The following is a 22,789-nucleotide window of genomic DNA, read 5'->3' on the forward strand; positions in this document are numbered from 1 at the left end:
TGCGGGGGCGGCGCGGCCGGCGCGCCGGCGCGCCGGGGCTCGGCGCGACCGCCGGAGGGCCGCGGGGTGGTGGGCATCATCCGGGTCTCGTCGGGCCGGGACGGCCGGGAGACGGGACGCGTGGGCTCGGCGGGGGACGGAGAGTCGGAGCCCTTGCTCCTGCCGTAGAGCCATTGGTACTCAGGGGTCCCCTCCTCGGGGCCGCCCTTTCCCCGAGGTCGATCAGCCATGGCACGAAACTACCCGAGGGGCGCGGCGATAACCTGCGCACCATGCACTCTGAGAGGGACTCCGACCACTCGGACCAGCCAGCTGAGGCGCGCCCCACCTCCTACTCCCGGGTCTCGCTGTCGCTGATGACCGGCTCGGTGCACGCCAACCTGCTCGGCAACATCCACGGCGGGGAGATCATGAAGCTCGCCGACTCCACCGCGGGCGCGGTGGCCCAGCGCCACAGCGGAGGGCCTGCGGTGACGGCGGCGATGGACCAGATGGCGTTCCTGCACCCGGTGTACGTGGGCGACATCGTGCGGGCCTCGGGACAGGTCAACTGGGCGGGACGCTCGTCGATGGAGATCGGGGTGCGGGTCGAGGCGCAGCCGTGGAACAGCGCTGCGAACGAGCCTCGGCACGTCGCCTCGGCGTACTTCGTGTTCGTCGCGGTCGACGCCTCCGGGCAGGCCCGCCCGGTGCCGGAGCTGCTGCTGGAGAGCGCCGTCGACGTACGCCGGCACCGGGAGGCCGGCATCCGGCGGCAGCACCGGCTGGCGAGACGGACCGAGATCGAGCGCGGACGCGCCTGAGGTCGGCGCGGGGGAGCTCAGCCGAGGGCTGACACGCCGAGGCGCCTGCACGGGCGTGACGGGTGTGACTGGTGATACTGAACGTCCCAGCTGTTCTCTTCCCCCCCCACGCAGTGAGGCCCGATGTCTTCCCCCGCCCCGAACCGCCCCCTCGCGGTCCCCGACCGCGCCGCCCGGGTGCGGTTCCGTCGGGCGCTCGCCCTGATGGTGATGACGCTGCTCGTCCCCGGATCGGCGCAGCTGGTGGGAGGCAACCGCCGCCTGGGTCGGGTCGCGATGCGGATCTGGCTGGGTCTGGTTGCCGTGGTCGCACTCACCCTCCTCGTCTCCGTCCTGTGGCACCCGCTGGTCTTCTGGGCGGTCTCCAACACGCTGCTGCTGGGACTGGTGCGCCTGCTCCTGATGGCGCTGGCGGTCGGCTGGGCGGCGCTGTTCATCGACGCCTGGCGCATCGGCCAGCCGCTCAGCCTGCTGCAGAACCATCGGCTGGCGGCGGTCGGCGTCAACGGGATGCTCTGCTTCTCCGTCGCGGGCTCGCTGCTCTTCGGCGCCCACCTGGTCGGGGTGCAGCGTGACTTCATGGTCACGATGTTCGGCGACAGCAAGGTGGTCGGAGCACACGAGGGACGCTTCAACGTGCTGCTCCTGGGCGGTGACTCGGGGGCGGGCCGCTGGGGCCTGCGCCCGGACTCCCTCACCGTGGCCAGCATCGACGCCGAGACCGGTCGCACGGTGCTCATCGGGCTGCCGCGCAACATGGCCAGCTTCCCCTTCGCCGAGGGCTCGGCGATGGCAGCCGAGTTCCCGCAGGGCTTCGACTGCGACGGCTGCTACCTCAACGGGGTCAGCACCTGGGCGCAGGACCACACCGACCTGTTCGGCGACTCCGACAACCCCGGCATCGACGCCACCATCTCGGCGGTGGAGGGGATCACCGACCTCAAGATCAACTACTGGGCGATGGTCAACCTCCAGGGCTTCAAGGACCTGGTGGACGCCTTCGGCGGGGTCGAGCTCAACGTGCGCGACCGGATCCCGGTGGGCCTGCCCCACGAGTCCTACTTCCACTACATCGAGCCGGGCGTGAAGAAGCTCAACGGCCAGGACACGCTGTGGTTCGCCCGCGCCCGCCACGGCTCCGACGACTACTCGCGGATGGCCCGTCAGAAGTGCGTGATGAACGCCATGCTGCAGCAGGTCAGCCCCGACCAGGCGCTGCGCAACTTCGAGAAGATCGCCAAGGCGAGCAGCGCGATGATCTCCACCAACGTCCCCGGCAGCGAGGTCGACCGCTTCCTCCAGCTGGCGCTGAAGGCCAAGTCTCAGAAGATGTCGACCGTCTCGCTGGTCCCGCCGCTGATCAACACCGCTGCTCCGGACATGGCCGTGGTGCACAGCACCGTCTCCACCGCGATCGACCGCGCCGAGGGCGTCAAGCCGTCCCAGCCGCCTGCGCCGGTCGAGGCGGCCACCCCGGCTGCGCCCACCACCGACGCCCCGCCAGCCGCGCCGCAGACCACACCCTCCACCCCGGCTCCGGTCACCGGCGGATCGGTCGGCACGTTGAGCTCCGGCTACGCCGCCAACCAGGCCGAGGACCTCGGCAGCGCCTGCTGACCGGGCCCAAGGGTCCCGCCCCCTAGGGTGTACGCCGTGACTCCCGAGCAACCGGCGCCGAGCCCGCGACGCGTGGTCGCGGTGGTGGTGACCTACAACCGCCTCGAGCTGCTGCAGCGCCTGGTCGAGCGGCTGCGCAGCCTCCCGCGGCTGGAGGCCGTGCTGGTCCTGGACAACGCCTCGACCGACGGCACGGGGGAGTGGCTGGCGTCGCTGCCGAGCCACCAGGCGATTCCGCTCGAGCCGGCGCTGGAGGCCCCCGCGGGTGACCCGACGGCCGAGCTCGCGACCGAGGTTGCGGGGCTGGGGCCCGGCCCGCAGGTGCTGGGCCGGACCGCGATGACCAACCGCGGTGGCGCCGGAGGGTTCCACGACGGCCTGGCCTGGGCGACCGAGCTCGGGGCGGACCTGGTCTGGCTGATGGATGACGACGGCCTGCCCGAGCCGGACTGTCTGGAGCTGCTGCTCGCCCACGACGGGGAGCTCGACTTCTGGGGGCCCGCGGTGGTGGCCGAGCAGGACCCCTCGCGGCTGTGCTTCCCGATCCGGCTGCCCGGCAGCAGCCGGGTGGTGCACGACATGGCCTCGGTCCAGGCCGCTGCCCGCGACGGGCTCATCGCCGACGTGGTGATCCCGTTCAACGGGGTGCTGGTGACCGCCGAGCTGGTGGCGCGGATCGGCCTGCCCCGGGAGGAGTTCTTCATCTGGGGCGACGACGTGGAGTACCTGTGGCGGGCGCTGGCGGCGAACGCCCGCTGCGCCACCGTGACCGCGGCGCGATTCGCCCACCCGGCCACCGACGACCTGGGCACGCCCATGATGTTCGGCCGGACGACGTACAACCACAGCCCGAGCGACCTCAAGCACTACTGCATGGCGCGCAACAACCTGGTCAACCTCCGTGCCTACCGCGGCAACCTGCACGCGCTCGCGTTCGTGGTCAAGACGCTGTGGTTCTACCTGTTCACCCGGCCGCAGCCGCGGCGGGTGGGGCTGAGCCTGGCCGCCATGCGGGACGGGCTGCGCGGGGACTTCACCGGGCACCGGCGGTTCCTGGCATGAGCGCAGCGAGCGTGGCGGTGGTGGTGGTCACCTTCAACCGGGCCGACCTGCTCTCGCGGATGCTGGACGGGCTGGCCGCCCAGACCCGCCGGCCCGACGAGGTGGTGGTGGTGGACAACGCCAGCACCGACCACACCCGGGCGGTGCTGGCGGCCCGGGACGACCTGCCGCTGCGGGTGGTGCACATGAGCGAGAACCTGGGCGGTGCCGGCGGCTTCCACCGCGGCACCGAGCTCGCCCACGCCGCCGGGCACGACCGGATCTGGCTGATGGACGACGACGTGGTGCCGGCACCGGACTGCCTGGCCGTGCTGATGGCCCAGGACGGGCCCTGCCTGATGGCGGTCCGCGAGGACCTGGACGGCGCCCTGGTCGAGAAGGCCGCGGTGCGGTTCGACCTGGACAACCCGCTGGCGATCCGGCCGAAGACGGCCAGCGTCGACTCGACGTACGCCGCCCGCGCCCAGATGCCGCCCCTGGTGCCGGTGGAGAACGTCGCGTTCGAGGGCTTCATGGTGGCCCGCGAGGTGGTCGACGCCATCGGCCTGCCCGACCCCTCCTTCTTCATCTTCTACGACGACGTCGACTACGCGATCCGCGCCCGGCGCGCGGGCTTCGGCATCGTCGCGGTCCGGGACGCGGTGCTGGTGCGCCAGCTGGACTTCAACCAGCAGCACGACCTGGCCGGCTGGAAGGGGTACTTCATGTACCGCAACCTGTTCGTGGTGCACCTGCGCTACGGAAACAACCTGGCGGTCCGCCTCAAGCCCTTCGCGGTCGCCGCGGCGGTGGTCCTGCTCAGTCCCCTGCGGGGCGGCCGGGCGGAGGCTCGCAACGTGATCCGCGCCATCAGGGATGCCTGGGGCATGCGTGGGGTGCCGGGTCGTCCCGCCCCGCGCGGCTAGACTCGTGGCCGCTTATGACCGATGTGAGGAGCACCCCCTTGACCGACTCCGCCCTCCCGACCTCCCAGGGTGAGCTGCCAGACCTGGTGATCGTGGGCTCCGGCTTCTTCGGTCTCACCGTCGCCGAGCGCTGCGCCAGCGATCTCGGGCTGAAGGTGCTGATCCTGGAGCGGCGCAGCCACCTCGGTGGCAACGCCTACTCCGAGTTCGACCCCGAGACCGGGATCGAGGTGCACAAGTACGGCACCCACCTCTTCCACACCTCCAACCAGCGGGTGTGGGACTACGTGAACCGGTTCACCGCGTTCACCAACTACCAGCACCGGGTCTTCGCGAAGTTCCAGGGACAGGTCTACTCCTTCCCGATGAACCTGGCCCTGATCAACCAGTTCTTCGGCCGTTCCCACACCCCCGACGAGGCTCGGGCGCTGATCGCCGAGCAGGCCAGCGAGATCGCCACCGAGGACGCCAAGAACCTCGAGGAGAAGGCGATCAGCCTGATCGGCCGCCCGCTCTACGAGGCGTTCGTCAAGGGCTACACCGCCAAGCAGTGGCAGACCGACCCCAAGGAGCTGAGCGCGGACATCATCACCCGCCTCCCGGTCCGCTACACCTTCGACAACCGCTACTTCAGCGACACCTACGAGGGCCTGCCCGTCGACGGCTACACCGCCTGGCTGACCCGGATGGCCGAGCACCCCAACATCGAGGTGCGGCTGGAGACCGACTTCTTCGACGTCGCCGAGGACTACCGGGGCAAGGTCCCGATCGTCTACACCGGCCCCGTGGACGCCTACTTCGACAACTCCGAGGGCCGGCTCTCCTGGCGCACGATCGACCTGGAGCAGGAGACCCTGGACGTCGACGACTTCCAGGGCACCGGGGTGGTCAACGCCAACGACGCCGACGTGCCCTTCACCCGGGTGCTGGAGTTCAAGCACCTGCACCCCGAGCGCAAGTACCTCGCGGGCAAGACGGTGGTGGTGCACGAGTACAGCCGCTTCGCCGAGGAGGGCGACGAGCCGTACTACCCGATCAACACCGCCGAGGACCGGGCCAAGCTCTTGAAGTACCGGGAGCTGGCCAAGGCCGAGCCCATGGTGCTCTTCGGTGGCCGCCTCGGCACCTACAAGTACCTCGACATGCACATGGCGATCGGCTCGGCCCTCTCCATGTACGACAACAAGCTCCGGCCGCACTTCGCTGACGGCGCCGAGCTCAAGAGCGGAGGAGTGGACGAGTGAGTGTCTCCACGAAGCAGGACGGTCTCGTGACCAGGCTCCTGCAGCGGCAGATCCTGCCCATCGACAAGGACACCGACGTGTTCGCCCTGTACGTCGACCCGGAGGAGCCGCGCCTGGACGCGGACCGCTACGAGATCGGCGGGAACCGGGCCGCCAAGGACCTCAACAACGCCGCGATCCGGCAGTCCACCTCCACGGGTGCCAGCGTCCGCCCCGACCAGATCATCTCCCGGACCGCGCTGCGGGTCCCGCGCGGTGTCAAGCTCTCCTTCGGCACCTACTTCAACGCGTTCCCGGCCTCCTACTGGCGCCGGTACACGATCGTGGACGAGGTCACCCTGACGGTCCGGCTGCGCGGAGCGGACGCCTCGGTGACCGTCTACAAGTCGATGGCCAACGGTCGCTCCCAGCGGGTCGACACCGGCACCGTCAACGGTGCGGTGCTGGACGGGAACGGCGTGGCGACCTTCTCCTTCGAGCTGTCGCTGACGCCGTTCGTCGACGGCGGCTGGTACTGGTACGACGTGGTCGCCGGTGACGAGGACGCCGTGGTCGAGTCGGCCGAGTGGAGCGCGCAGGTGCCGGCCGAGCGGGCCGAGCACGGCACCGCCGACATCTGCATCACCACCATGAACCGTCCCGACTTCTGCGCCAAGCTGATCGGGCAGCTCGCCGACGACGAGGACCTGCGCCCCTACCTGGACGAGGTCCTGGTGATGGAGCAGGGCTCGGACCCGGTCACCGACTCGGAGTTCTTCCCCGCCGCGCAGAAGACGCTGGGGGAGCGGCTGCGGGTCATCGTGCAGGGCAACCTGGGTGGCTCCGGGGGCTACGCCCGCGGCCAACTGGAGTCGGTGCGCAAGGGCACCGCCACCTACGCGCTGATGATGGACGACGACGTGGTGTGCGAGCCCGAGGGCGTCATCCGTGCCATCACCTTCGGCGACCTGGCCCGCCGCCCCACCATCGTGGGTGGGCACATGTTCAGCATCTACTCGCGCTCCCGGCTGCACAGCTTCGGCGAGATCATCCAGCCGTGGCGCTTCTGGTGGCAGACCCGGCTCGACGGCTACAGCGACTGGGACTTCGGGGCCCGCAACCTGCGCTCGGCGCGCTGGCTGCACAAGCGCGCGGACGTCGACTTCAACGGCTGGTTCATGTGCCTGATCCCGCGTCAGGTGCTGGAGGAGATCGGGCTCTCCCTGCCGCTGTTCATCAAGTGGGACGACTCCGAGTACGGGCTGCGCGCCAAGGCCGCAGGGTTTCCCACCGTCAGCTTCCCCGGCGCCGCGGTCTGGCACGTGCCGTGGTCGGACAAGAACGACGGCGTCGACTGGCAGGCCTACTTCCACCAGCGCAACCGGTTCGTCGCGGCGCTGCTGCACTCGCCGTACGAGCGCGGCGGGCGGATGGTGCGCGAGAGCCTCAACCACCAGATCAAGCACCTGGTCTCGCTGCAATACTCCACCGCCCAGATCCGGCACCAGGCCCTGCTCGACGTGCTGGCCGGTCCGGGTCAGCTGCACGCCGACCTGCCGGGCAAGCTGGGCGAGATCAACGCGCTGCGCAAGCAGTTCACCGACGCCCAGCTCAAGACCGACCCCGACGCGTTCCCCCCGGTACGACGCGAGAAGCCACCGCGCAAGGGCAAGGACGGCATCGAGATCCCCGGCCGGCTCTCCCTGCTGCTCACCGCCGGGCTCGCCCCCATCCGGCAGCTGCGTCCCCCCCGGGCGATGGCCAAGGAGTATCCCGAGGCAGAGCTCACCGCGATGGACGCCAACTGGTACCGCCTGGCGCGCTACGACTCCGCCATCGTGTCGATGAACGACGGCACGTCCGCGGCGCTGTACAAGCGGGACCCGGAGAAGTACCGGGAGCTGCTGCGCAAGACGATCGAGATCCACCAGCGGCTGCACCGGGAGTGGCCGCGTCTCGCGGCCGAGTACCAGGCCGCGCTGTCGGAGGTCACCTCACCCGAGGCCTGGACCGAGACGTTCCGGCCCTGGACCGAGGGCGACGACGAGAGCGCCGCGGGTCGCCCATGACGACCGGGCTGGAGACGGAGCGCCAGCAGCTGCCGCCGCTGGCGCCCCCGGCAGCCACCTCCGGGCTGCTGGAGGTGTTCCGCAAGCGCTACCTGCTGCGGATGCTGGTGCACAACACGATTCAGTCGCGCTACCAGGGCACCGCGCTGGGCTGGGCCTGGAGCTACCTCCAGCCCGCCGTGCGCTTCCTGATGTTCTACTTCGTCTTCCAGATCATGATCGGCCGCGGCGCCGGCGTGGAGAACTTCGCCATCCACCTGTTCGCGGGGATGGTGATCGTGCACTTCTTCACCGAGACCTTCGGCGGCGGCACCCAGTCACTGGTGCAGAACCGGAGCCTGATCACCAAGCTGGCCATGCCCAAGGAGCTCTTCCCGGTGGCCCGGATGCTGGTCTCGCTGTGGCACACCGGGCCGATGCTGGTCATCCTGCTCGTCGCCTGTGTGTTCGCCGGCTGGCGACCGGACCCCGTCGGCCTGCTTGCCGGCCTGCTGGGCTTCGGCATCGTGCTCGTCCTGGGCCTGGCGCTGGCGCTGATCTTCAGCGTCGCCAACGTCTTCTTCCGGGACTTCAGCAAGGTCGTGCAGACCCTGAACCAGTTCGTCACCTTCAGCGTGCCGATGATGTACCCGTTCACCATGGTCCAGGACAGGTTCGGAGCCGCGGGTGCGGAGATCTACCTCTACAACCCGATGGCCGAGGCCGTGCTGCTGATCCAGCGCTGCTTCTGGAGCGGCACCACCTCGGAGCCGGGAGCCACCACGGTGATCCACATGCCGCCCGACCTGTGGTCGCGGGGGCTGATCATGCTGGCGCTCTCATTCGTCCTCCTGATCGTCGCCCAGCTGACCTTCACCAGGCTCGAGAAGCGCGTCCCGGAGCGGCTGTGATGACGAACTTCATCGAGGTGAACCACGCCACCAAGTCCTTCACCATGCAGTACCACCGCTCGCTGAAGCAGATCGCGCTCGCGAAGGCGAAGGGGCTCCCGACCCACGACGAGTTCAACGCCGTGGACGACGTCAGCTTCACCGTCGCCCAGGGGGAGTCGATCGGCCTGATGGGGCTCAACGGCTCGGGCAAGTCCACCCTGCTCAAGCTGATCAGCGGGGTGATGCGCCCCGACTCCGGCACGGTCCTGACCCGGGGCCGCATCGCCGGGCTGATCGCCACCGGCGCCGGCTTCGACATGCAGCTGACCGGACGCGAGAACCTGTGGCTCAACGCGGCCATCCTCGGGATGACCCGGGCCGAGACCCAGCGCAAGTTCGACGAGATCGTGGAGTTCGCCGAGCTCGGGAAGTTCCTGGACACCGCGGTCACCTACTACAGCTCGGGCATGAAGGCCCGCCTCGGGTTCGCGGTGGCCATCCACGTGGACTCCGACATCTTCATCGCCGACGAGGCGCTGGCGGTCGGCGACCGGCCGTTCAAGCGCAAGTGCAAGATCAAGATGGACGAGATCCGGGACTCCGGCACGACGATCTTCTACGTCAGCCACGCCCCGGGCGCCGTGCGTCAGCTGTGCACCCGGGTCCTGGTCCTGGACAAGGGCAGGCTGACGTTCGACGGCGGTGTGAACGAGGGCATCCACTTCCTCAAGTACGACGACGAGGAGCCGGGCGAGGTCGACGCCGACGACGGCCTCGGCGCGGACATCTGATGACCCGGTCACCAGCGCAGACAGAGAGCGAGCGGCACGATGCGTGAGGCCTTCGAGCTGAACAAGCAGTTCATCCTGGGTGCGGTCGGGCTGATCGCGCTGATCCTGCTGGTCCTGCCGTTGGCGCACCGCCTCGACGACAGCCTGGACGATCGGCGCCCGCTGTACGAGAACCGCTCGGAGATGGCCTCCGTGCAGTATCGGCACCTCGCCCAGCTGGGAGAGGTGACCGCTGCGACCGTGGAGCCGGACGAGGCCGTGGTGGTGTTCCCCACCGAGGACGGCACGGGCACGTTCACCGCGGCCCCGGACAGCCAGGTCTCGGTGAAGCCGGTGGATAGCGGCTTCTGCGTCCGCGCGCGCAGTGTGGAGACCGACGAGGTGGCCCCGTGGCGCTGCTGGGACGAGGGTGTGGACCCGTTGATGGACCCCGGTTACGCCCCCTGACCGGAGGCGGCCTCCCGCAGGAAGTGCTGTTCAGCGGCCCGAGAAATTGACAAACTGAGCATTGACCGGCGTGTCGACTGGAAATTACACCGTTGTAGTTACTCAGAAACAGTGGAGTAACTGGTGGGACTGATGTGAAACTTGCTACCCGTGTGACTCTTCCCCCGCACTGGAGTAGCCAAAAAATGCCTAGTTCTCACTCTCGCTTCATCACCGCCACCCAGCAGTTGCTGGCCCTCGGCGTGGTGCTGGCCGTCCTGACGCCCGCTGCCGCAGTGCTCTCCCTCGACGTGGTCTCCCAGCCGCCGTCGGACAGTGCCCCGGGCACGGCCGTCCTCGCCTCGGCCCTGGTGCCCACCACGCCGGTGGACCCGGAGGTCGACGAGTACGCGCTGGTCCCGGCCCCCGAGGCCCCGCAGGCCCCCGAGGCCCCTGAGGCCCCGCAGGCTGACTCGTCGGCGGACTCCCTTCCTGACTCTCTGGCCGACTCCGAGGGGGAGACCGGCTTCGCCGAGCCGGCCGCCGAGGCGACGGCCACCGCGCCCGTCGAGGGGTACGGCGCGGTGGGCGTCACCTGGGCGGCCGGCGAGAGCGTCGCCGATGACGCGCTGACGCTGCAGGTGCGGACCCGGGTCGAGGACGGGTGGAGCGAGTGGAGCGGCCTCGAGTACCACGACGACCACGCCCCGGACCCGGACAGCCCGGATGCGAAGAGCGCCCGTCCCGGGACCGAGCCGCTGATCATCGGCGACGTGGACGAGGTCCAGGTTCGCGCCGACGCCTCCGGCGAGCTTCCGGCCGACCTGTCCCTCTCCGTCGTCGACCCCGGTCAGGCGACGCAGACGCGCCAGGAGGCCCCGGAGCTCGAGACCGGGCCGACCGACGGCAGCGGCGCCGACCCGGCTGTCACCGACCCGGTCGTCACCGACCCGGCCGCCGAGGCCTCCCCGGACGCCATCGCGCTGCAGGCCTCCCGCAAGGCCGCCCAGCCCACCATCTTCTCGCGAGCCCAGTGGGGAGCCGACGAGAGCATCCGCGACAAGAGCTCGCTGCGCTACGGCACGATCACTGCCGGCTTCGTCCACCACACGGTCAACGCCAACGACTACACCGCCGACCAGGTGCCGGGCATCCTGCGCAGCATCTACGCCTACCACGTGAAGTCCCGCGGCTGGAGTGACATCGGCTACAACTTCCTGGTCGACCGGTTCGGTCGCATCTGGGAGGGCAGGTACGGCGGCATCGACAAGGCCGTGGTGGGTGCCCACACGCTGAACTACAACGACTACTCGTTCGCGATGTCGGCCATCGGCAACTTCGACCTGGTCCAGCCGCCGGCGGAGATGCTGCAGGCCTACGGCCAGCTGTTCGGCTGGAAGCTGGGACTGCACGGGGTGAGCCCGGCCTCCACCTCGCAGAAGGTGGGGCGCTCGGTGTTCAAGGCCATCAGCGGTCACCGGGACGCGGGCAGCACGGCCTGTCCGGGCAAGTACCTCTACGCGCAGCTGCCGGCGATCAGGACCGCGGCGGCGGCCGCCCAGGCCTCCGGCGCCCCGATCACCAGCCAGCCCGCGACGCCGGAGTGGACCGAGGCGCAGCTCAGCTCCAACCTGGCGGGCACCCCGCACCCCGACCTGATCGTGAGACGGGCCTCGGACGGTCGCGGGCTGATCATCCCCACCGGCGGCCTGCTCTCGTTCGAGCGCACCGCCACGCTCTTCGGCTCCGGGTGGGATCGCAAGGCCGACGCCCTGGTCTCACCCGACCTGACCGGCGACGGCGTCCCGGACCTCGTGGTGACCTCACGTTCAGGGGTGGGCAAGCTCCGCCCCGGCACGGGCACCGGCACGTTCGCCCGGGCCACTCGCACCGTGAAGTCGATGAAGGGCAGTCGCTCGATGACCGCCGTCGGTGACATCAACGGCGACGGCCGCAACGACCTGGTCTCCCTGGTCCGGGGAGCCCGCTCGGCCGTCGCCTACCTCGGCACGCCCAAGCACGGCTTCACCAAGGTGCGGCTCGGCAAGGACTGGGGTCGCTACGTCAAGCTGGTCGGCGTCGGCGACATCAACACCGACGGCCGCCCCGACCTGCTGGGACGGGACAAGACGGGCCGGGTCTGGACCCGGCTCGGCAGGGCCGGCGGCAAGGGAGCCACGATGTTCCGGAAGGCCCGCCCGACCGCCGGCACCTGGTCGTCGTACAACCAGATCGCCGGTGGCCAGGACTACACCGGCGACGGCCGTCCCGACCTGGTGGTCCGCGCCCGTTCGGGCAGCGTCTACGTGCTGGCCGGCAACGGCGACAAGACGTTCGGGTCGCCCCTGGGCCCGGTGGCGAACCTGCCCAAGGTCGCCGGACTGACCACCGCCCAGGTCACCGGCTCGTCGGCACCGGACCTGCTGGGTCGCCGTGGCGGTGCCCTGGTCGTCATCCCCAACCGGGGCACCTTCGACCTCGGCGCCCCGATCGACACCGGCGCGGACCTGTCGGGCTCCAACCTGGTGCTCAACGCCGGTGACTGGGACCGCGACGGCTACGGCGACGTCCTGACCCGCGAGGCGGACGGCTCGATGGTGCTGCGTCGGGGCAACGGGCAGGGCCAGCTCGCCGCACCCCAGGTGCTGGGCGCCGGGTGGGGCCCCGTGACCGGCGTCGAGGCGGTCGGCGACGTCTCCGGCGACGGGTTCCCCGACCTCATCGGAACCCTCGGCGGTGCCTCCCTGGTCTACCGGGGTCACGGCGCGGCCGGCTTCCTCGACTCGCTCCCGGCGACCGGCCTCAGTGGCGCCGCGACCCGGCTCGCGGCCCGCACGAAGCCGACGTACAACCTGAGCCCCTACGACTGGCGGATCCCGATCAGCGACGCCCAGCTGGGTCAGCGCATCGACCTGGTGGTGCGCGAGGCCAGCACCGGTCGGCTCTACCTGGTCAACGGCAACGACAAGGGTCTGCGCAACCGGCGCTACCTGGGCGAGGGAATGGGAGCCTACGACCTGGCGGGATAGACCGCCGAGGCCCGCTCGTCGGCCGCGATCGCCGCCAGGCGATCGGCGTCGGCGTGGGCCACGAGCACCATCGAGCCGCCGCGTGCCAGCGGCTCGGTGAAGGTGGCGACAGCTGATGGGGAAGTCGGGTTCGCCACCGTGAGGAGACGGCCGCCGTCGGTGAGGAGACTCCCGGCGGCGGCCGTAGCCATCAGCTCACCCTGGGTGAGGCCGACTCCGGCGGCCTCGATCGCCGGGTCCGCCTCGGACGGCGGGTCGTAGGAGATGAAGGCGTCGGGCTGCGACCAGACCTCCACCCCCACGTCGCGCACGTGGTCCGGGACCCCCTCGGCGAACCGGACCCCGAGCGGCCGCAGACTGCAGGCGAGCACCGGTCGCTGGGCGGCTGATCCCGCGTGGTCGGCCAGGGTCGCCGGACCGCACACCACGGCGTCGGCCGGCTCGGCGGCCACGACGGTGAGCCCCACCGTCCAGGCCGCGCCCAGGAACACCGGGCCCAGCCAGTGCGGCGGCAGGTCCACCAGCAGCCGCTGCCCGCGCTCCAGGTCGCACTCCTCGACCAGGAGGCTCGCGACCTTGGCCACCCAGTTGGCGTACGTCGTCACCGACAGCTCGACCCGCTCACCGGTGGCGTGGTCGTAGAAGGTGATCAGGGGACGTCCGGCATCGCGTCGCAGGAGGCTGTCGAGGACCGCGGGAAAGGTGGGCACCGGCCCAGCCTAGGCGCGGCGTCGTCTACCCTCGCGGCCATGTCGTCTCGCGCTCCGCTCGACCACTTCTGGGCCGTCATCCCCGCAGGGGGCGCCGGCACCAGGCTCTGGCCGGTGTCCCGCTCCTCGGCCCCGAAGTTCCTGCTCGACCTCACGGGCTCGGGGCGCACCCTGCTGCAGGCCACCGTGGACCGGTTGGCCCCGATGGCCGGGCCACGCTGCCTGGTGGTGACCGGACGAGCACACCGCGAGGCGGTGCTGGCGCAGCTGCCCGAGCTCGGGCCCGACGACGTGGTCGCCGAGCCCTCGGCCCGGGACTCGATGGCGGCGATCGGCCTGGCCGCGGCGATGCTCGAGCGCCGCGACCCCGAGGCGGTGCTGGGCTCGTTCGCCGCGGATCACGTGATCCCGGAGTCCGAGCAGTTCGCCTCGGCCGTCCAGGCGGCCTACCGCGCCGCCCAGCAGGGGTGGCTGGTCACCATCGGCATCGAGCCCACCCACCCCGCCACGGGATTCGGCTACATCCGCGCGGGCGACCCGGTCCCCGGCCTCAGCGAGGTCAGGTGCGTGGAGGAGTTCGTCGAGAAGCCGACGACCGAGGTGGCTGCCGGCTACGTCGAGGCCGGCTACCGGTGGAACGCCGGCATGTTCGTGGTGCGCCCCGGGGTGCTGCTGGACCTGCTCGCCGAGACCGACCCCGAGTTCGCCGCCTCGCTCCGCGCAGTCGCCGCGGCCCCTGACACCTTGGAGGAGGTCTGGCCGCACCTGCCCAAGATCGCCATCGACCACGCAGTGGCGGAGCCGGCCGCGGCCGCAGGTCGGGTGGCTGTGGTCGCCGGCCGGTTCGGCTGGGACGACGTCGGCGACTTCGCCTCCCTGGCCGACCTCCTCGCGGGATCAGGCCTGAAGGTGCTGGGGGAGCCGACCCTGGTGCGCAGCATCGACGCCAGCGGCCTGGTGATCCCAGCCGGGGGCCGCACGGTGGCGGTGATCGGACTTGAGGACGTGGTCGTGGTCGACACCGGCGACGCCCTGCTCGTCACCACCCTGGACCGCGCCCAGGAGGTGAAGAAGATCGTGGCCGCCCTCTCCGAGGACGGCCACGACGAGCTGATCTGAACCCTGCCGGCGGCGCTCAGACCGCGTTGGGCTCGGGGGAGTCCATGTAGGGGTAGTCGAGCATGAACTTCTCCAGCGCCTCGCCACTGGGCTCGGAGCAGTACTGCCACGCGCCGACGTGCTTGGACGTGTCGGTGTTGCCGGCACCGCCGATCGACCAGTGGGTCAGGGCGATGTGCTGGCCCTTGGGGAACGCCGCTCCGTCCTCGGAGGTCCACGGCACGGCCTTGAACTTGTTGCGCAGGTTGCTGTCGTTGTCGAACTTGCTGGCCAGGCCGCGCAGCGCGTCCATCTGCTCCTCGTCGGCCGCGACCGTCTCGTCGTACCACATCAGCGTGTAGCCGTGCTCGAGGTTGTGCACGAGCTCGCCGACGTCGGGGCGGTCGTCGGTGTAGAACTTGCGGTCGATGCTGTCCCAGACGTCGTAGTGCTGGCCGAACGCCGGCGGTGCGTCCGGGTAGTCGATGGGGGTGCCGGGCTCGACGTGGTCCTGCTCGCCGGTGGCGGACTTGGTCTCGACCTTCTGGCAGACCGAGGCCTTCGCGCCGATGGCGGACAGGTTCTTGTCCTTGTACTCGCGCAGATCCATGGCGTCGGTGATCGGCTTGTAGGCGGCCGCGCCGATGATGAGCAAACCCATGGTGACGGCGACGCCGACGATCATCCCGTTCTTGCGCCGCTCGGCCGAGCGCTGCTTGTTGCGGAGGTCGTCGATGACGGCTCGGCGGTCGGTCTTGTCCTGCTTTGCCACGTGGGTGAGTCCTGCCTCTGGGTCGGCGACGGCGGTGCGCTCGTCGGCGGTCGATCGCTGAGTCTACGGAATATCTGGTGACACGCGAGCGATGACCGCGTCAGGGTGGGCCACGTCCGGCTGCCAGAGGGCGATGCGCCAGCCGTGGCTGAAGCACAGGGCGGCGAGGGCCTCGCGCGCTGCCCCGGGGGGCAGGGCGAGGTCCAGCCCGGTGCAGGCGTCGGCGCCGGGAGCCTGTCGCGCCGCCGCCCGCTCGGCCGTGACGCCGGGGAGCACCCGGCGTACGGCGTGCAGCAGCTCCTCGGCGGAGACCGGGGACCCGAACACCGAGGCGGTCCCCGGCGCCTGCGCCAGGGCTGCCACCACGGCCTCCCGGGACCCGTAGCCGAACAGGTCGCCGCCCTCGGGCCGCACCAGGGCGACCGCGCCGGGACCGTCATCCTCGGGCGTCAGCACCAGGTCCTGCCGGCCGCGCACCACGGCCACCGGGCGCCCGCCGAGCTTGCCCTGGGCCAGCTCGGCGGCTCCGGCGATCTCGTCCGCCACCGCCGGCATCGTCACCGACAGCTCGTTGCCGTAGGAGTCGTGGCGACCGGCGAACTGCTCCAGGGGGACCAGTCCCGCCACCCCGATCGCGATGTCGGTCTGGCCCTCGCGCCAGGCGCGACCGGAGGTGTCGGTGATCACCACCCCGACGTTGACCCCGGTCAGCGCGCGCAGCCGGCGGCGCAGCTCCCGGGCCGAGGAGTCGGGGTCCTCGGGCAGCAGCACCAGGTTGCCGGTGCTGACGTTGGACCGGTCGATGCCCGCTGCGGCCATCACCAGACCCAGTCGCTGCCGGACGATCTGCACGGGCCCCCTGCTGGCCACCAGCCGCAGGGTCTCCGAGGCCAGCGCTCGGGCGTAGGAGTCGTCTCCACCGGCCACGACCCGGCCCTCGGCCTTGCTGACCACCTTGCTGGTGACCACGACCACGTCGCCGGGCAGCAGCTCGACGGCGTCCGCCACCAGCGTCGCGAGGTCGGTGCCCCGGGCCACCTCGGGGAAGCCATCGGGGGCGAGGACGACCAGCGTCGTGCCGGTCATCGCTGCACCAGCGAGACGGCGGCCGCGGCCATGGTCGCGGTGGCCTCCGGCGAGGTCATCATCAGCGGTACGGCGGCCGCGGCGAGGCCGGCCGCACGCAGTCCGGCCAGCTGGTCGGCGTCGTGCTCGTCGACCAGCCACCCGTCGAGCACCCCGCCCGCGGAACGGGCGCCGTAGTGCCGCCCGACGCCCTCGGCGCTCACCTCGACGCCGATGCAGTCGAGCATCTGGTGGGCCATGCCGCGCACGTGCGTGCCGCCGACGATGGGGGAGAGGCCCACCACGGGGGCGGTCGTGGTGCGCACGGCCTCGCCGATCCCGGGCACCCCCAGGATCGTGCCGACCGAGACCACCGGGTTGGACGGCGGCAGCACCACCAGGTCCGCCTCCCCGATCGCCTCCAGCACGCCAGGCCCCGCCGTCGCCTCCTCCAGGCCGACCACGATCACCGCCTCGGCCGGCGGCGCGGCCCGCAGCCGGACCCAGTACTCCTGGAAGTGGACCACGCGGCGTCCGCTGGGCTGCTCGGGATCGGTGACCGCGACGTGGGTCTCGACCCGGTCCTCGGTCATCGGCAGCAGCCGGACGCCGGGCTGCCAGCGGCGGCACAGAGCCTCGGTGATCGCGGAGAGGCCGTAGCCCGCCTCGAGCATCTGGGTCCGGACCAGGTGAGTGGCGATGTCGCGGTCACCGAGCCCGAACCAGGTCGGCTCCACGCCGTAGGCGGCCAGCTCCTCCTTGGCGCTCCAGGTCTCCTCCCGCCGGCCCCAGCCACGCTCCGGGTCGATACCGTCCCCCAGCGTGTACATCACCGTGTCGAGGTCGGGGCACACCTTGAGGCCGTGGATCCACAGGTCGTCGGCGGTGTTGCCGATCACCGTGACCCGGGCGTCGGGGGCAAGGCCGGGGATGGTGCCGACGGCGATTCCGTGGAGCAGGCCCTGGATGAACCGGGCGCCGCCCATACCACCGGAGAGCACTGTGATGTCACGCATGGGCATATCTTCGCGCGAACGGTCCTGGTCCCTGACCAGTGGTCTGGATATAGCACGGCCGGGGCTTGACTTGTTGGTACGACAGGCATGTAATTCCCTCAGTGTTCTTCGCTCGCCGCTTCCCTGGTTGTGTGACGTTGGACACGGGTCGTATACGAAACACAGGGTCGAAAGGGCGAGGGCCGATGCGAGAACTGTTTCTCCTTGATTCCGACGCCGAGGAAATGGGGTGGCAGGACCGTGCGCTGTGCGCACAGACCGACCCCGAGGCGTTCTTCCCAGAGAAGGGCGGCTCCACGCGTGAGGCCAAGAAGGTCTGTCTGACGTGCGACGTGCGGGGCGAATGCCTCGAGTACGCGCTGTTGAACGACGAGCGGTTCGGCATCTGGGGTGGTCTCTCCGAGCGGGAGCGCCGCAAGCTGAAGAAGCGAGCGGTCTGAGGCGTTTCCGCCAACCGCGGGGGCGGTCGTTAGGCTGCCCCGCGTGATCGTCTCCGCCATTCTCGTCAGCCATGACGGGGCGAGGTGGCTCCCCGCGGTCCTGGCCGGCGTCCGCCGACAGCAGCGCAGCATCGACCGCGGCGTCGCCGTCGACACCGGCAGCAAGGACTCCTCCGCAGAGCTGATCCGCGAGGCCTTCGGGGCCGAAGCGGTGCTTCAAGCCCCTTCCTCGACCACCTTCCCGGCCGCCGTGCGACTCGCCCTCGCCCACCTCGAGCCGACCGGTGACGAGGAGTGGATCTGGCTCCTGCACGACGACGCGAACCCTGAGCCCGGGGCGCTCGCCGCCCTGCTGGCCGCCGCCGAGGCGCATCCCGAGGCAGACGTGCTGGGGCCCAAGCTGCGCGAGTGGCCCTCGCTGCGCCGGATGCTGGAGGTGGGGATCACCATCTCTCCCACCGGTCGCCGTGAGACCGGTCTGGAGCGCGGTGAGTACGACCAGGGACAGCACGACGAGGTCCGTCCGGTGCTGGCGGTCAACACCGCGGGGATGCTCGTGCGCCGCCGGGTGCTGGAGGAGCTGGACGGCTTCGACGAGCGGCTGGCCGTCTTCGGCAACGACATCGACTTCGGCTGGCGCGCCGCCCGCGCCGGGCACACCACCCTGGTCGTGCCCCAGGCCGTGGTCTTCCACGCCGAGGCCGCTCATCGCGGCGTCCGGCGCACGCCGCTGACCGGCCGGCACACCCACTACCAGGAGCGCCGGGCCGCCCTGTTCACCCTGCTGGCCAACGTCGAGTCGCGTCGCCTGCTGGGCCTGACGATCAGGCTCGCCCTGGGCAGCGTGCTGCGCATGCTCGGGTTCCTGCTGGTCCGTTCGGTCCCCGAGGCACTGGACGAGCTGGCCGCGCTGCTCAACGTCTATGGACATCCCGGCCAGGTACGGGCCGCCCGCGCCGCACGGGCCAGGCGTCGGTCCGGGCCGCCACGGGACGTGCGCGGCCTGCTGGCCCCCTGGTGGGTGCCCTACCGGCACGGGCTGGACTTCCTCAGCGACCTGGCCTCCGCGGTGCTGGGTCAGGCCCAGGACGTGGCCGAGCGCCGACGGGCGGCCCGGTTGGCCGACGAGCCGGCAGCCACCGCGACCACTCGGGAGGGCGCACGCCGGCCGGCGGCAGCCTCTGAGGAGGACGAGGAGGAGCTCTACGCCGACACCGGCCTGGTCACGCGCTTCCTCACCAACCCGCTCGCCATCGCCCTGACCCTCTTCGTGGTGCTGGCCCTGGTGGCGGCCCGGGCGGGCTTCGGCGAGATCCAGGGCGGCGCCCTGTCCCCGGTCCCGCAGTCGGTCTCGGACTGGTGGCGCCTGCATCTGGAGAGCCGCCACCCGCTGGGCAGCGGGACCGACGTGCCCGCGCCGGCGTACGTGCTGGTCTTCGCGCTGCTCGGCACGGTGCTGGGCGGCAGTCCCGGCGCGGTGGTCGGGGCGCTGATGGTCTTCGCGGTGCCGCTGACCCTGTGGGGCGCCTGGCGCCTGCTGCGGGTCGTGGGTCGGCTGGTCGACCCCCGCGGCCTGCCTCGGTGGGTGCTCGCCTGGGGAGCCACGACGTACGCGCTGGTCCCGGTGACCTCAGGTGCCTGGGGCGAGGGTCGGTTCGGCACCGTCGCGCTGGCGATGCTGCTGCCGTGGGTGTCCCATGCCGCCCTGGGGTTCGCCGACCCGGAGCCGGACCGTCGCTGGCGCGCCGCCTGGCGCACCGGCCTGCTGCTCGCGCTCTCCGCGGCTTTCGTGCCCGGGGTCTGGCTGTTCGCCCTGCTGGCGGCGGCCATCGTGGTGGCCGCCGGGTTCGCCATCAGTCGCAGGCTCCTGGCCGACAGGTCCGCCTGGGGGCCGCCCGCGCTGGCGCTGGGCGTGGTGCCGCTGCTCATGGCGCCCTGGTTCGTGCCGCTGCTCACCACGGGCTCGGCCAGCGGCCTGCTCCTGGAGTCCGGCCGGCTCCCGGTGGCCGAGGCCGACGCCGTCCAGCTGCTCACCGGGCGCCTGGGCGAGCTGGGGGCGCCGTGGTGGCTGGGCGCGATCGTCGGTGTCCTCGCCGTGGTGGCGATCTGGCCCCGGCTGACCCGGGTGCCGGTCACCATCTGCTGGATCATCGCGCTCGCGGCCGCGGTCGTGGCCGCCGCGCTGGGGCTGGTGACCCTGCACCTGCCGGCTACCAGCACGCCCCCCAGCCTGGGGTTCTTCGTAGTCGTGCTGCAGGGAGTCGCGGTGGTGGCCACCGTGCTGGGTGCCGACGCCTGGGTGCGGCGCCTCACCGACGCGGCCGCTCACCCCTGGTGGCAGCGCGCGGCCGCCGGGCTGCTCGCGGTGGTCGCCGCCCTCGTGCCCCTGGGAGGTCTGGCGTGGTGGCTGGTCGACGCCGACGACTCCTTCGACGAGGACGTGGTGGAGGCGGTGCCCGCCTACATGGCCCAGAGCTCGCTGACCGGCGCCGAGCGCGGCGTGCTCGTGGTGCGCGGATCCGTGGAGGACGGGCTCACCTACCGGGTGCGCCGCGGCGACGGGATCACCGTGGGCGAGGACGAGGTCCTCTCCCTGGCACCCGAGGACGCGGACCTGACCAGGACCGTGACCAGCCTGACCTCCCGCCCGACCCCGGCCGACGTGGCCGCCCTCGGTGAGCTCGGCATCGAGTACGTCGTGCTGGCCGCACCCGCCGACGGCCGCGTGGCCGCGGGGCTGGACGCCGCCAGCGGCCTGGTGCAGGCCAGCGCCGAGGACCGGGCCACCCGCGCCTGGCGGGTGGACCGGCCGTTGCAGGCTGGTGCCGTGGAGAGCCGGGTCGGTCCCGGGCGCCTGGTGCTGCTGGTGCTGCAGGCCGCGGCGATCGTGCTCGCCCTGGTCCAGTCGGCGCCCACCGTGACCCGACGCAGGGAGCGCACATGAGCCAGCAGGATCCCCGGCCCGCCGGTGGCAGCCGGCGACGCGTCGCGGTGCCCCGGGAGCGCACCATCAGCTCCACCACGCTGCTGGCCTTCCTGGTCCCGGCGCTGACCGTGGCCGCCCTGGCCACCGTGCACCCGACACCGACCGAGGAGTCGGGCCGGCCGCCCTCCTCGGCACCGCTGACCCGCACCACGCTGGTGTGCCCTCCGGCGCTGCCGGGCGGTCGAGCCATCTCGGCGGCGCTCGCGGACCCCGAGGCCACCGGAGTGGTGCGGCTGCGGCACGAGGAGACCGACGAGCTCGAGCTCGAGGCAGGTCGGACGCTGGAGATCGACGAGCCCGCTCAGGCCGTGCTGATCGGCGAGGACGCGACCGCGCCCGGCCTGGTCGCCGGCCGCACGGCGCGCGACGCGGCGACGTCCTGCGTCACGCCCCAGGCGCAGACCTGGTTCACCGGGGTCGGTGCCGGTGCCGAGCACTCGTCGGTGCTCGAGCTGGTCAACCCCGACGGTGGGCCCGCGGTCGCGGACATCACCGTGCTCGGCCCCACCGGCGAGATCGAGGTCCCACGGCTGCGCGGCCTGACCGTGCGGGGTCAGCGGCTGGTGCGCCTGGACCTGGCCCGGCTGGTGCCGCAGCGCGAGGACCTCACCCTGCGGGTGCAGGTCTCGCGGGGTCGGCTCGGCGCCTGGGTCGTCGACCGCTCCGAGGACCTCGCCGGTGGCGCCGTCACCCAGGACTGGCTCGCGGCACAGGCGGCGCCGGCCCGCACCGGCTACCTGCTCGGCGTCGGCGCCGGGACCGGGGAGCGCACCTTGGTGGTGGCCAACGACGGCGCGGACGAGGCACGGGTCGCGGTACGGCTGGTGACCTCGCGCAGCGAGTTCGCGCCCTCGGGTCTCGACGAGCTGGTGGTGGCGCCCGGCGCCACCGCGGTGCTCGACCTCTCCCGGGTGCTGGCAGGCGCCGAGGGCGAGGGGGCGCTGGGCATCCGGCTCGACTCCGACCACCCGGTCAGCGGCACCCTGCGCGCCGTCACCCCGCAGGGCCTCTCGCACGGGGTGGTCTCCGAACCCGTCTCCTCCCGCGCGGCGGCCGTGGTGGGCCCCGGGCCCAAGCGCGTCGTGCTCGCGGGCGCGGCCCGGGTGAGCGAGCTGACGGTGCTCACTCGTGACGCCCGGGGTCGGCGGCTCGAGCCGGTCCAGGTCAGCCTGCGCCCGGGCATGGGGCTCAGCGCCGCCCTCCCCGAGGCCGCGCGCTACGTCGAGCTGGCCACCGAGGGGGCGACGGTGCAGGCCGCGCTGGTGACCGGCGGCCCGGGCGGCTCGGTGCAGCCGTTGAGCGAGCTGGTGCTGGACAGCGACGTGCCGCACGTGCGCCCCGCGCTGTACTGACCGCAGGCACGGGGGCAGGCAGGAGGGGGCAGAGACGGGTCGGGTGTTGGGGCGCGACGCCTCAGTCGCTGCCGAACCGGGGGTCGACGACCTCGGTGGGCAGTCCGAGCAGCTCGGCCACCTGCTCCACCACCACGGTGAGCACCATGGCTCGCAGCTCCTCGCGGGTCTCGCAGCGGTGCTCCAGAGGTCGCCGGAAGACGACCAAGCGGCTCGGAGTGGTCCCCGAGCCGCGGATCAGCGACGACAGCGGCACGGTCTCGGTGCTCCAGTCGTCCGGCACCAGCGGTGCGTCCTCGACGGCGTACTCGACGAGCCCGAGCTCGGCGCGCCACCGGTCGTCGAGGATGGTGACCACGTCGAGCACCAGGGCGTCGAAGCGCTCCCGGTCGGTGCGCAGCGCGGGCGTCCCGAGGGTGCGGGGAAGCACACCCGGTCCGCGCATGCCCCGGCCCCGGCGATCCCGGGTGCGCCTGCGCGCCGCGGGCGCGATGGGCGCGTCGTGGGGAGCGGAGGGGTCCATGCCGCGAGCCTAGTCCGGCTGCGACCGCGG

19 protein-coding genes and 1 pseudogene are annotated in these 22,789 nt (G+C 71.7%); 14 read left to right on the forward strand and 6 right to left on the reverse strand.

Translation table 11 applies throughout. From position 1 onward, the window contains the following. Positions 1-230 (reverse strand): annotated as a pseudogene (locus C5H89_RS19000) (hypothetical protein); the annotation flags it as partial. Between the two features lie 42 nt (positions 231-272). Here C5H89_RS19000 and C5H89_RS16165 point away from each other — a divergent pair. The 10 genes from C5H89_RS16165 (at position 273) to C5H89_RS16210 (ending at position 12,797) form a co-directional block, all read left to right on the forward strand. After that, the gene (locus tag C5H89_RS16165; RefSeq protein ID WP_104108019.1) at positions 273-803 is read left to right on the forward strand and encodes an acyl-CoA thioesterase; all 531 of its coding nucleotides are present in this window, start codon (positions 273-275) and stop codon (positions 801-803) included. A gap of 123 nt (positions 804-926) precedes the next feature. Further along, positions 927-2,420: an LCP family protein gene (locus tag C5H89_RS16170; RefSeq protein WP_104108020.1), complete on the forward strand. Its 1,494-nt coding sequence runs from the start codon at positions 927-929 to the stop codon at positions 2,418-2,420. A 36-nt stretch (positions 2,421-2,456) separates the two neighbouring features. Then, a complete protein-coding gene (locus C5H89_RS16175) occupies positions 2,457-3,482 on the forward strand; it encodes a glycosyltransferase family 2 protein (RefSeq protein ID WP_104108131.1) in 1,026 nt (341 codons plus the stop codon). Next, the gene (locus tag C5H89_RS16180) at positions 3,479-4,387 is read left to right on the forward strand and encodes a glycosyltransferase family 2 protein (RefSeq protein ID WP_104108021.1); all 909 of its coding nucleotides are present in this window, start codon (positions 3,479-3,481) and stop codon (positions 4,385-4,387) included. Before C5H89_RS16175 ends, C5H89_RS16180 begins: the two co-directional genes overlap by 4 nt. Before the next feature lie 38 nt (positions 4,388-4,425). After that, on the forward strand, positions 4,426-5,631 hold the full coding sequence (gene glf, locus C5H89_RS16185) for a UDP-galactopyranose mutase (RefSeq protein ID WP_240181916.1): 1,206 nt from the start codon (positions 4,426-4,428) through the stop codon (positions 5,629-5,631). After that, the gene (locus tag C5H89_RS16190; RefSeq protein ID WP_104108023.1) at positions 5,628-7,679 is read left to right on the forward strand and encodes a glycosyltransferase; all 2,052 of its coding nucleotides are present in this window, start codon (positions 5,628-5,630) and stop codon (positions 7,677-7,679) included. The genes glf and C5H89_RS16190 overlap by 4 nt, the downstream gene beginning before the upstream one ends. After that, positions 7,676-8,569 carry an ABC transporter permease gene (locus C5H89_RS16195; RefSeq protein ID WP_104108024.1) on the forward strand — a complete coding sequence of 298 codons (894 nt, stop codon included), beginning with the start codon at positions 7,676-7,678 and terminating at the stop codon, positions 8,567-8,569. The genes C5H89_RS16190 and C5H89_RS16195 overlap by 4 nt, the downstream gene beginning before the upstream one ends. Further along, positions 8,569-9,342, forward strand: a complete 774-nt coding sequence (locus C5H89_RS16200) for an ABC transporter ATP-binding protein (protein WP_104108025.1) — start codon at positions 8,569-8,571, stop codon at positions 9,340-9,342. The genes C5H89_RS16195 and C5H89_RS16200 overlap by 1 nt, the downstream gene beginning before the upstream one ends. A 39-nt stretch (positions 9,343-9,381) precedes the next feature. Continuing rightward, positions 9,382-9,789, forward strand: coding sequence for a hypothetical protein (locus tag C5H89_RS16205; RefSeq protein ID WP_104108026.1), 408 nt, complete (start codon positions 9,382-9,384; stop codon positions 9,787-9,789). Between the two features lie 185 nt (positions 9,790-9,974). Continuing rightward, complete coding sequence (locus C5H89_RS16210) at positions 9,975-12,797, forward strand: FG-GAP-like repeat-containing protein (RefSeq protein WP_104108027.1); 2,823 nt, start codon at positions 9,975-9,977, stop codon at positions 12,795-12,797. On the opposite strand, the gene C5H89_RS16215 is transcribed toward C5H89_RS16210, so the two are convergent. Further along, positions 12,779-13,507, reverse strand: coding sequence for a TIGR03089 family protein (locus tag C5H89_RS16215; protein WP_104108028.1), 729 nt, complete (start codon positions 13,505-13,507; stop codon positions 12,779-12,781). The genes C5H89_RS16210 and C5H89_RS16215 overlap by 19 nt on opposite strands. A gap of 39 nt (positions 13,508-13,546) precedes the next feature. On the opposite strand from C5H89_RS16215, the gene C5H89_RS16220 reads away from it, so the two are divergent. Next, a complete protein-coding gene (locus tag C5H89_RS16220; protein WP_104108029.1) occupies positions 13,547-14,626 on the forward strand; it encodes a mannose-1-phosphate guanylyltransferase in 1,080 nt (359 codons plus the stop codon). A gap of 16 nt (positions 14,627-14,642) precedes the next feature. Here the strand turns inward: C5H89_RS16220 and C5H89_RS16225 are convergent, their stop codons facing one another. The 3 genes from C5H89_RS16225 to cofD form a co-directional block, all read right to left on the reverse strand. Further along, the gene (locus C5H89_RS16225; protein WP_104108030.1) at positions 14,643-15,377 is read right to left on the reverse strand and encodes a DUF3105 domain-containing protein; all 735 of its coding nucleotides are present in this window, start codon (positions 15,375-15,377) and stop codon (positions 14,643-14,645) included. Positions 15,378-15,440: 63 nt separating this feature from the next. Further along, positions 15,441-16,463, reverse strand: coding sequence for a coenzyme F420-0:L-glutamate ligase (gene cofE / locus C5H89_RS16230; RefSeq protein ID WP_104108031.1), 1,023 nt, complete (start codon positions 16,461-16,463; stop codon positions 15,441-15,443). Next, complete coding sequence (gene cofD / locus C5H89_RS16235; protein ID WP_104108132.1) at positions 16,460-17,458, reverse strand: 2-phospho-L-lactate transferase; 999 nt, start codon at positions 17,456-17,458, stop codon at positions 16,460-16,462. Before cofD ends, cofE begins: the two co-directional genes overlap by 4 nt. 185 nt (positions 17,459-17,643) lie before the next feature. Between cofD and C5H89_RS16240 the strand changes: the two genes are divergently transcribed. The 3 genes from C5H89_RS16240 to C5H89_RS19005 are packed head-to-tail and all read left to right on the forward strand — an operon-like array spanning position 17,644 to position 22,236. Beyond that, entirely contained in the window at positions 17,644-17,898 is a 255-nt protein-coding gene (locus tag C5H89_RS16240) for a WhiB family transcriptional regulator (RefSeq protein WP_104108032.1), read from the forward strand. A 43-nt stretch (positions 17,899-17,941) separates the two neighbouring features. Then, positions 17,942-20,842, forward strand: a complete 2,901-nt coding sequence (locus C5H89_RS16245) for a glycosyltransferase family 2 protein (RefSeq protein WP_104108033.1) — start codon at positions 17,942-17,944, stop codon at positions 20,840-20,842. Next, positions 20,839-22,236 carry a DUF5719 family protein gene (locus tag C5H89_RS19005; RefSeq protein ID WP_162799423.1) on the forward strand — a complete coding sequence of 466 codons (1,398 nt, stop codon included), beginning with the start codon at positions 20,839-20,841 and terminating at the stop codon, positions 22,234-22,236. The genes C5H89_RS16245 and C5H89_RS19005 overlap by 4 nt, the downstream gene beginning before the upstream one ends. Positions 22,237-22,297: 61 nt before the next feature. Here C5H89_RS19005 and C5H89_RS16255 read toward each other — a convergent pair whose 3' ends face one another. After that, entirely contained in the window at positions 22,298-22,759 is a 462-nt protein-coding gene (locus C5H89_RS16255) for a metallopeptidase family protein (RefSeq protein WP_240181917.1), read from the reverse strand. Between the last annotated feature and the right edge of the window lie 30 nt (positions 22,760-22,789).

The sequence above is a fragment of the Nocardioides sp. 616 genome, assembly GCF_002930065.1.
GTDB lineage: Bacteria > Actinomycetota > Actinomycetes > Propionibacteriales > Nocardioidaceae > Nocardioides > Nocardioides houyundeii.

Excerpts from the sequence above, each read along its gene's own strand:
- C5H89_RS16205 (WP_104108026.1), top strand. The coding sequence starts at position 9,382 with ATGCGTGAGGCCTTCGAGCTGAACAAGCAGTTCATCCTGGGTGCGGTC.
- cofD (WP_104108132.1), bottom strand. The coding sequence starts at position 17,458 with ATGCGTGACATCACAGTGCTCTCCGGTGGTATGGGCGGCGCCCGGTTC.
- C5H89_RS16200 (WP_104108025.1), top strand. The coding sequence starts at position 8,569 with ATGACGAACTTCATCGAGGTGAACCACGCCACCAAGTCCTTCACCATG.
- C5H89_RS16255 (WP_240181917.1), bottom strand. The coding sequence starts at position 22,759 with ATGGACCCCTCCGCTCCCCACGACGCGCCCATCGCGCCCGCGGCGCGC.
- C5H89_RS16180 (WP_104108021.1), top strand. The coding sequence starts at position 3,479 with ATGAGCGCAGCGAGCGTGGCGGTGGTGGTGGTCACCTTCAACCGGGCC.
- C5H89_RS16240 (WP_104108032.1), top strand. The coding sequence starts at position 17,644 with ATGCGAGAACTGTTTCTCCTTGATTCCGACGCCGAGGAAATGGGGTGG.
- C5H89_RS16210 (WP_104108027.1), top strand. The coding sequence starts at position 9,975 with ATGCCTAGTTCTCACTCTCGCTTCATCACCGCCACCCAGCAGTTGCTG.
- C5H89_RS16195 (WP_104108024.1), top strand. The coding sequence starts at position 7,676 with ATGACGACCGGGCTGGAGACGGAGCGCCAGCAGCTGCCGCCGCTGGCG.
- cofE (WP_104108031.1), bottom strand. The coding sequence starts at position 16,463 with ATGACCGGCACGACGCTGGTCGTCCTCGCCCCCGATGGCTTCCCCGAG.
- C5H89_RS16220 (WP_104108029.1), top strand. The coding sequence starts at position 13,547 with ATGTCGTCTCGCGCTCCGCTCGACCACTTCTGGGCCGTCATCCCCGCA.
- C5H89_RS16165 (WP_104108019.1), top strand. The coding sequence starts at position 273 with ATGCACTCTGAGAGGGACTCCGACCACTCGGACCAGCCAGCTGAGGCG.
- C5H89_RS16170 (WP_104108020.1), top strand. The coding sequence starts at position 927 with ATGTCTTCCCCCGCCCCGAACCGCCCCCTCGCGGTCCCCGACCGCGCC.
- C5H89_RS19005 (WP_162799423.1), top strand. The coding sequence starts at position 20,839 with ATGAGCCAGCAGGATCCCCGGCCCGCCGGTGGCAGCCGGCGACGCGTC.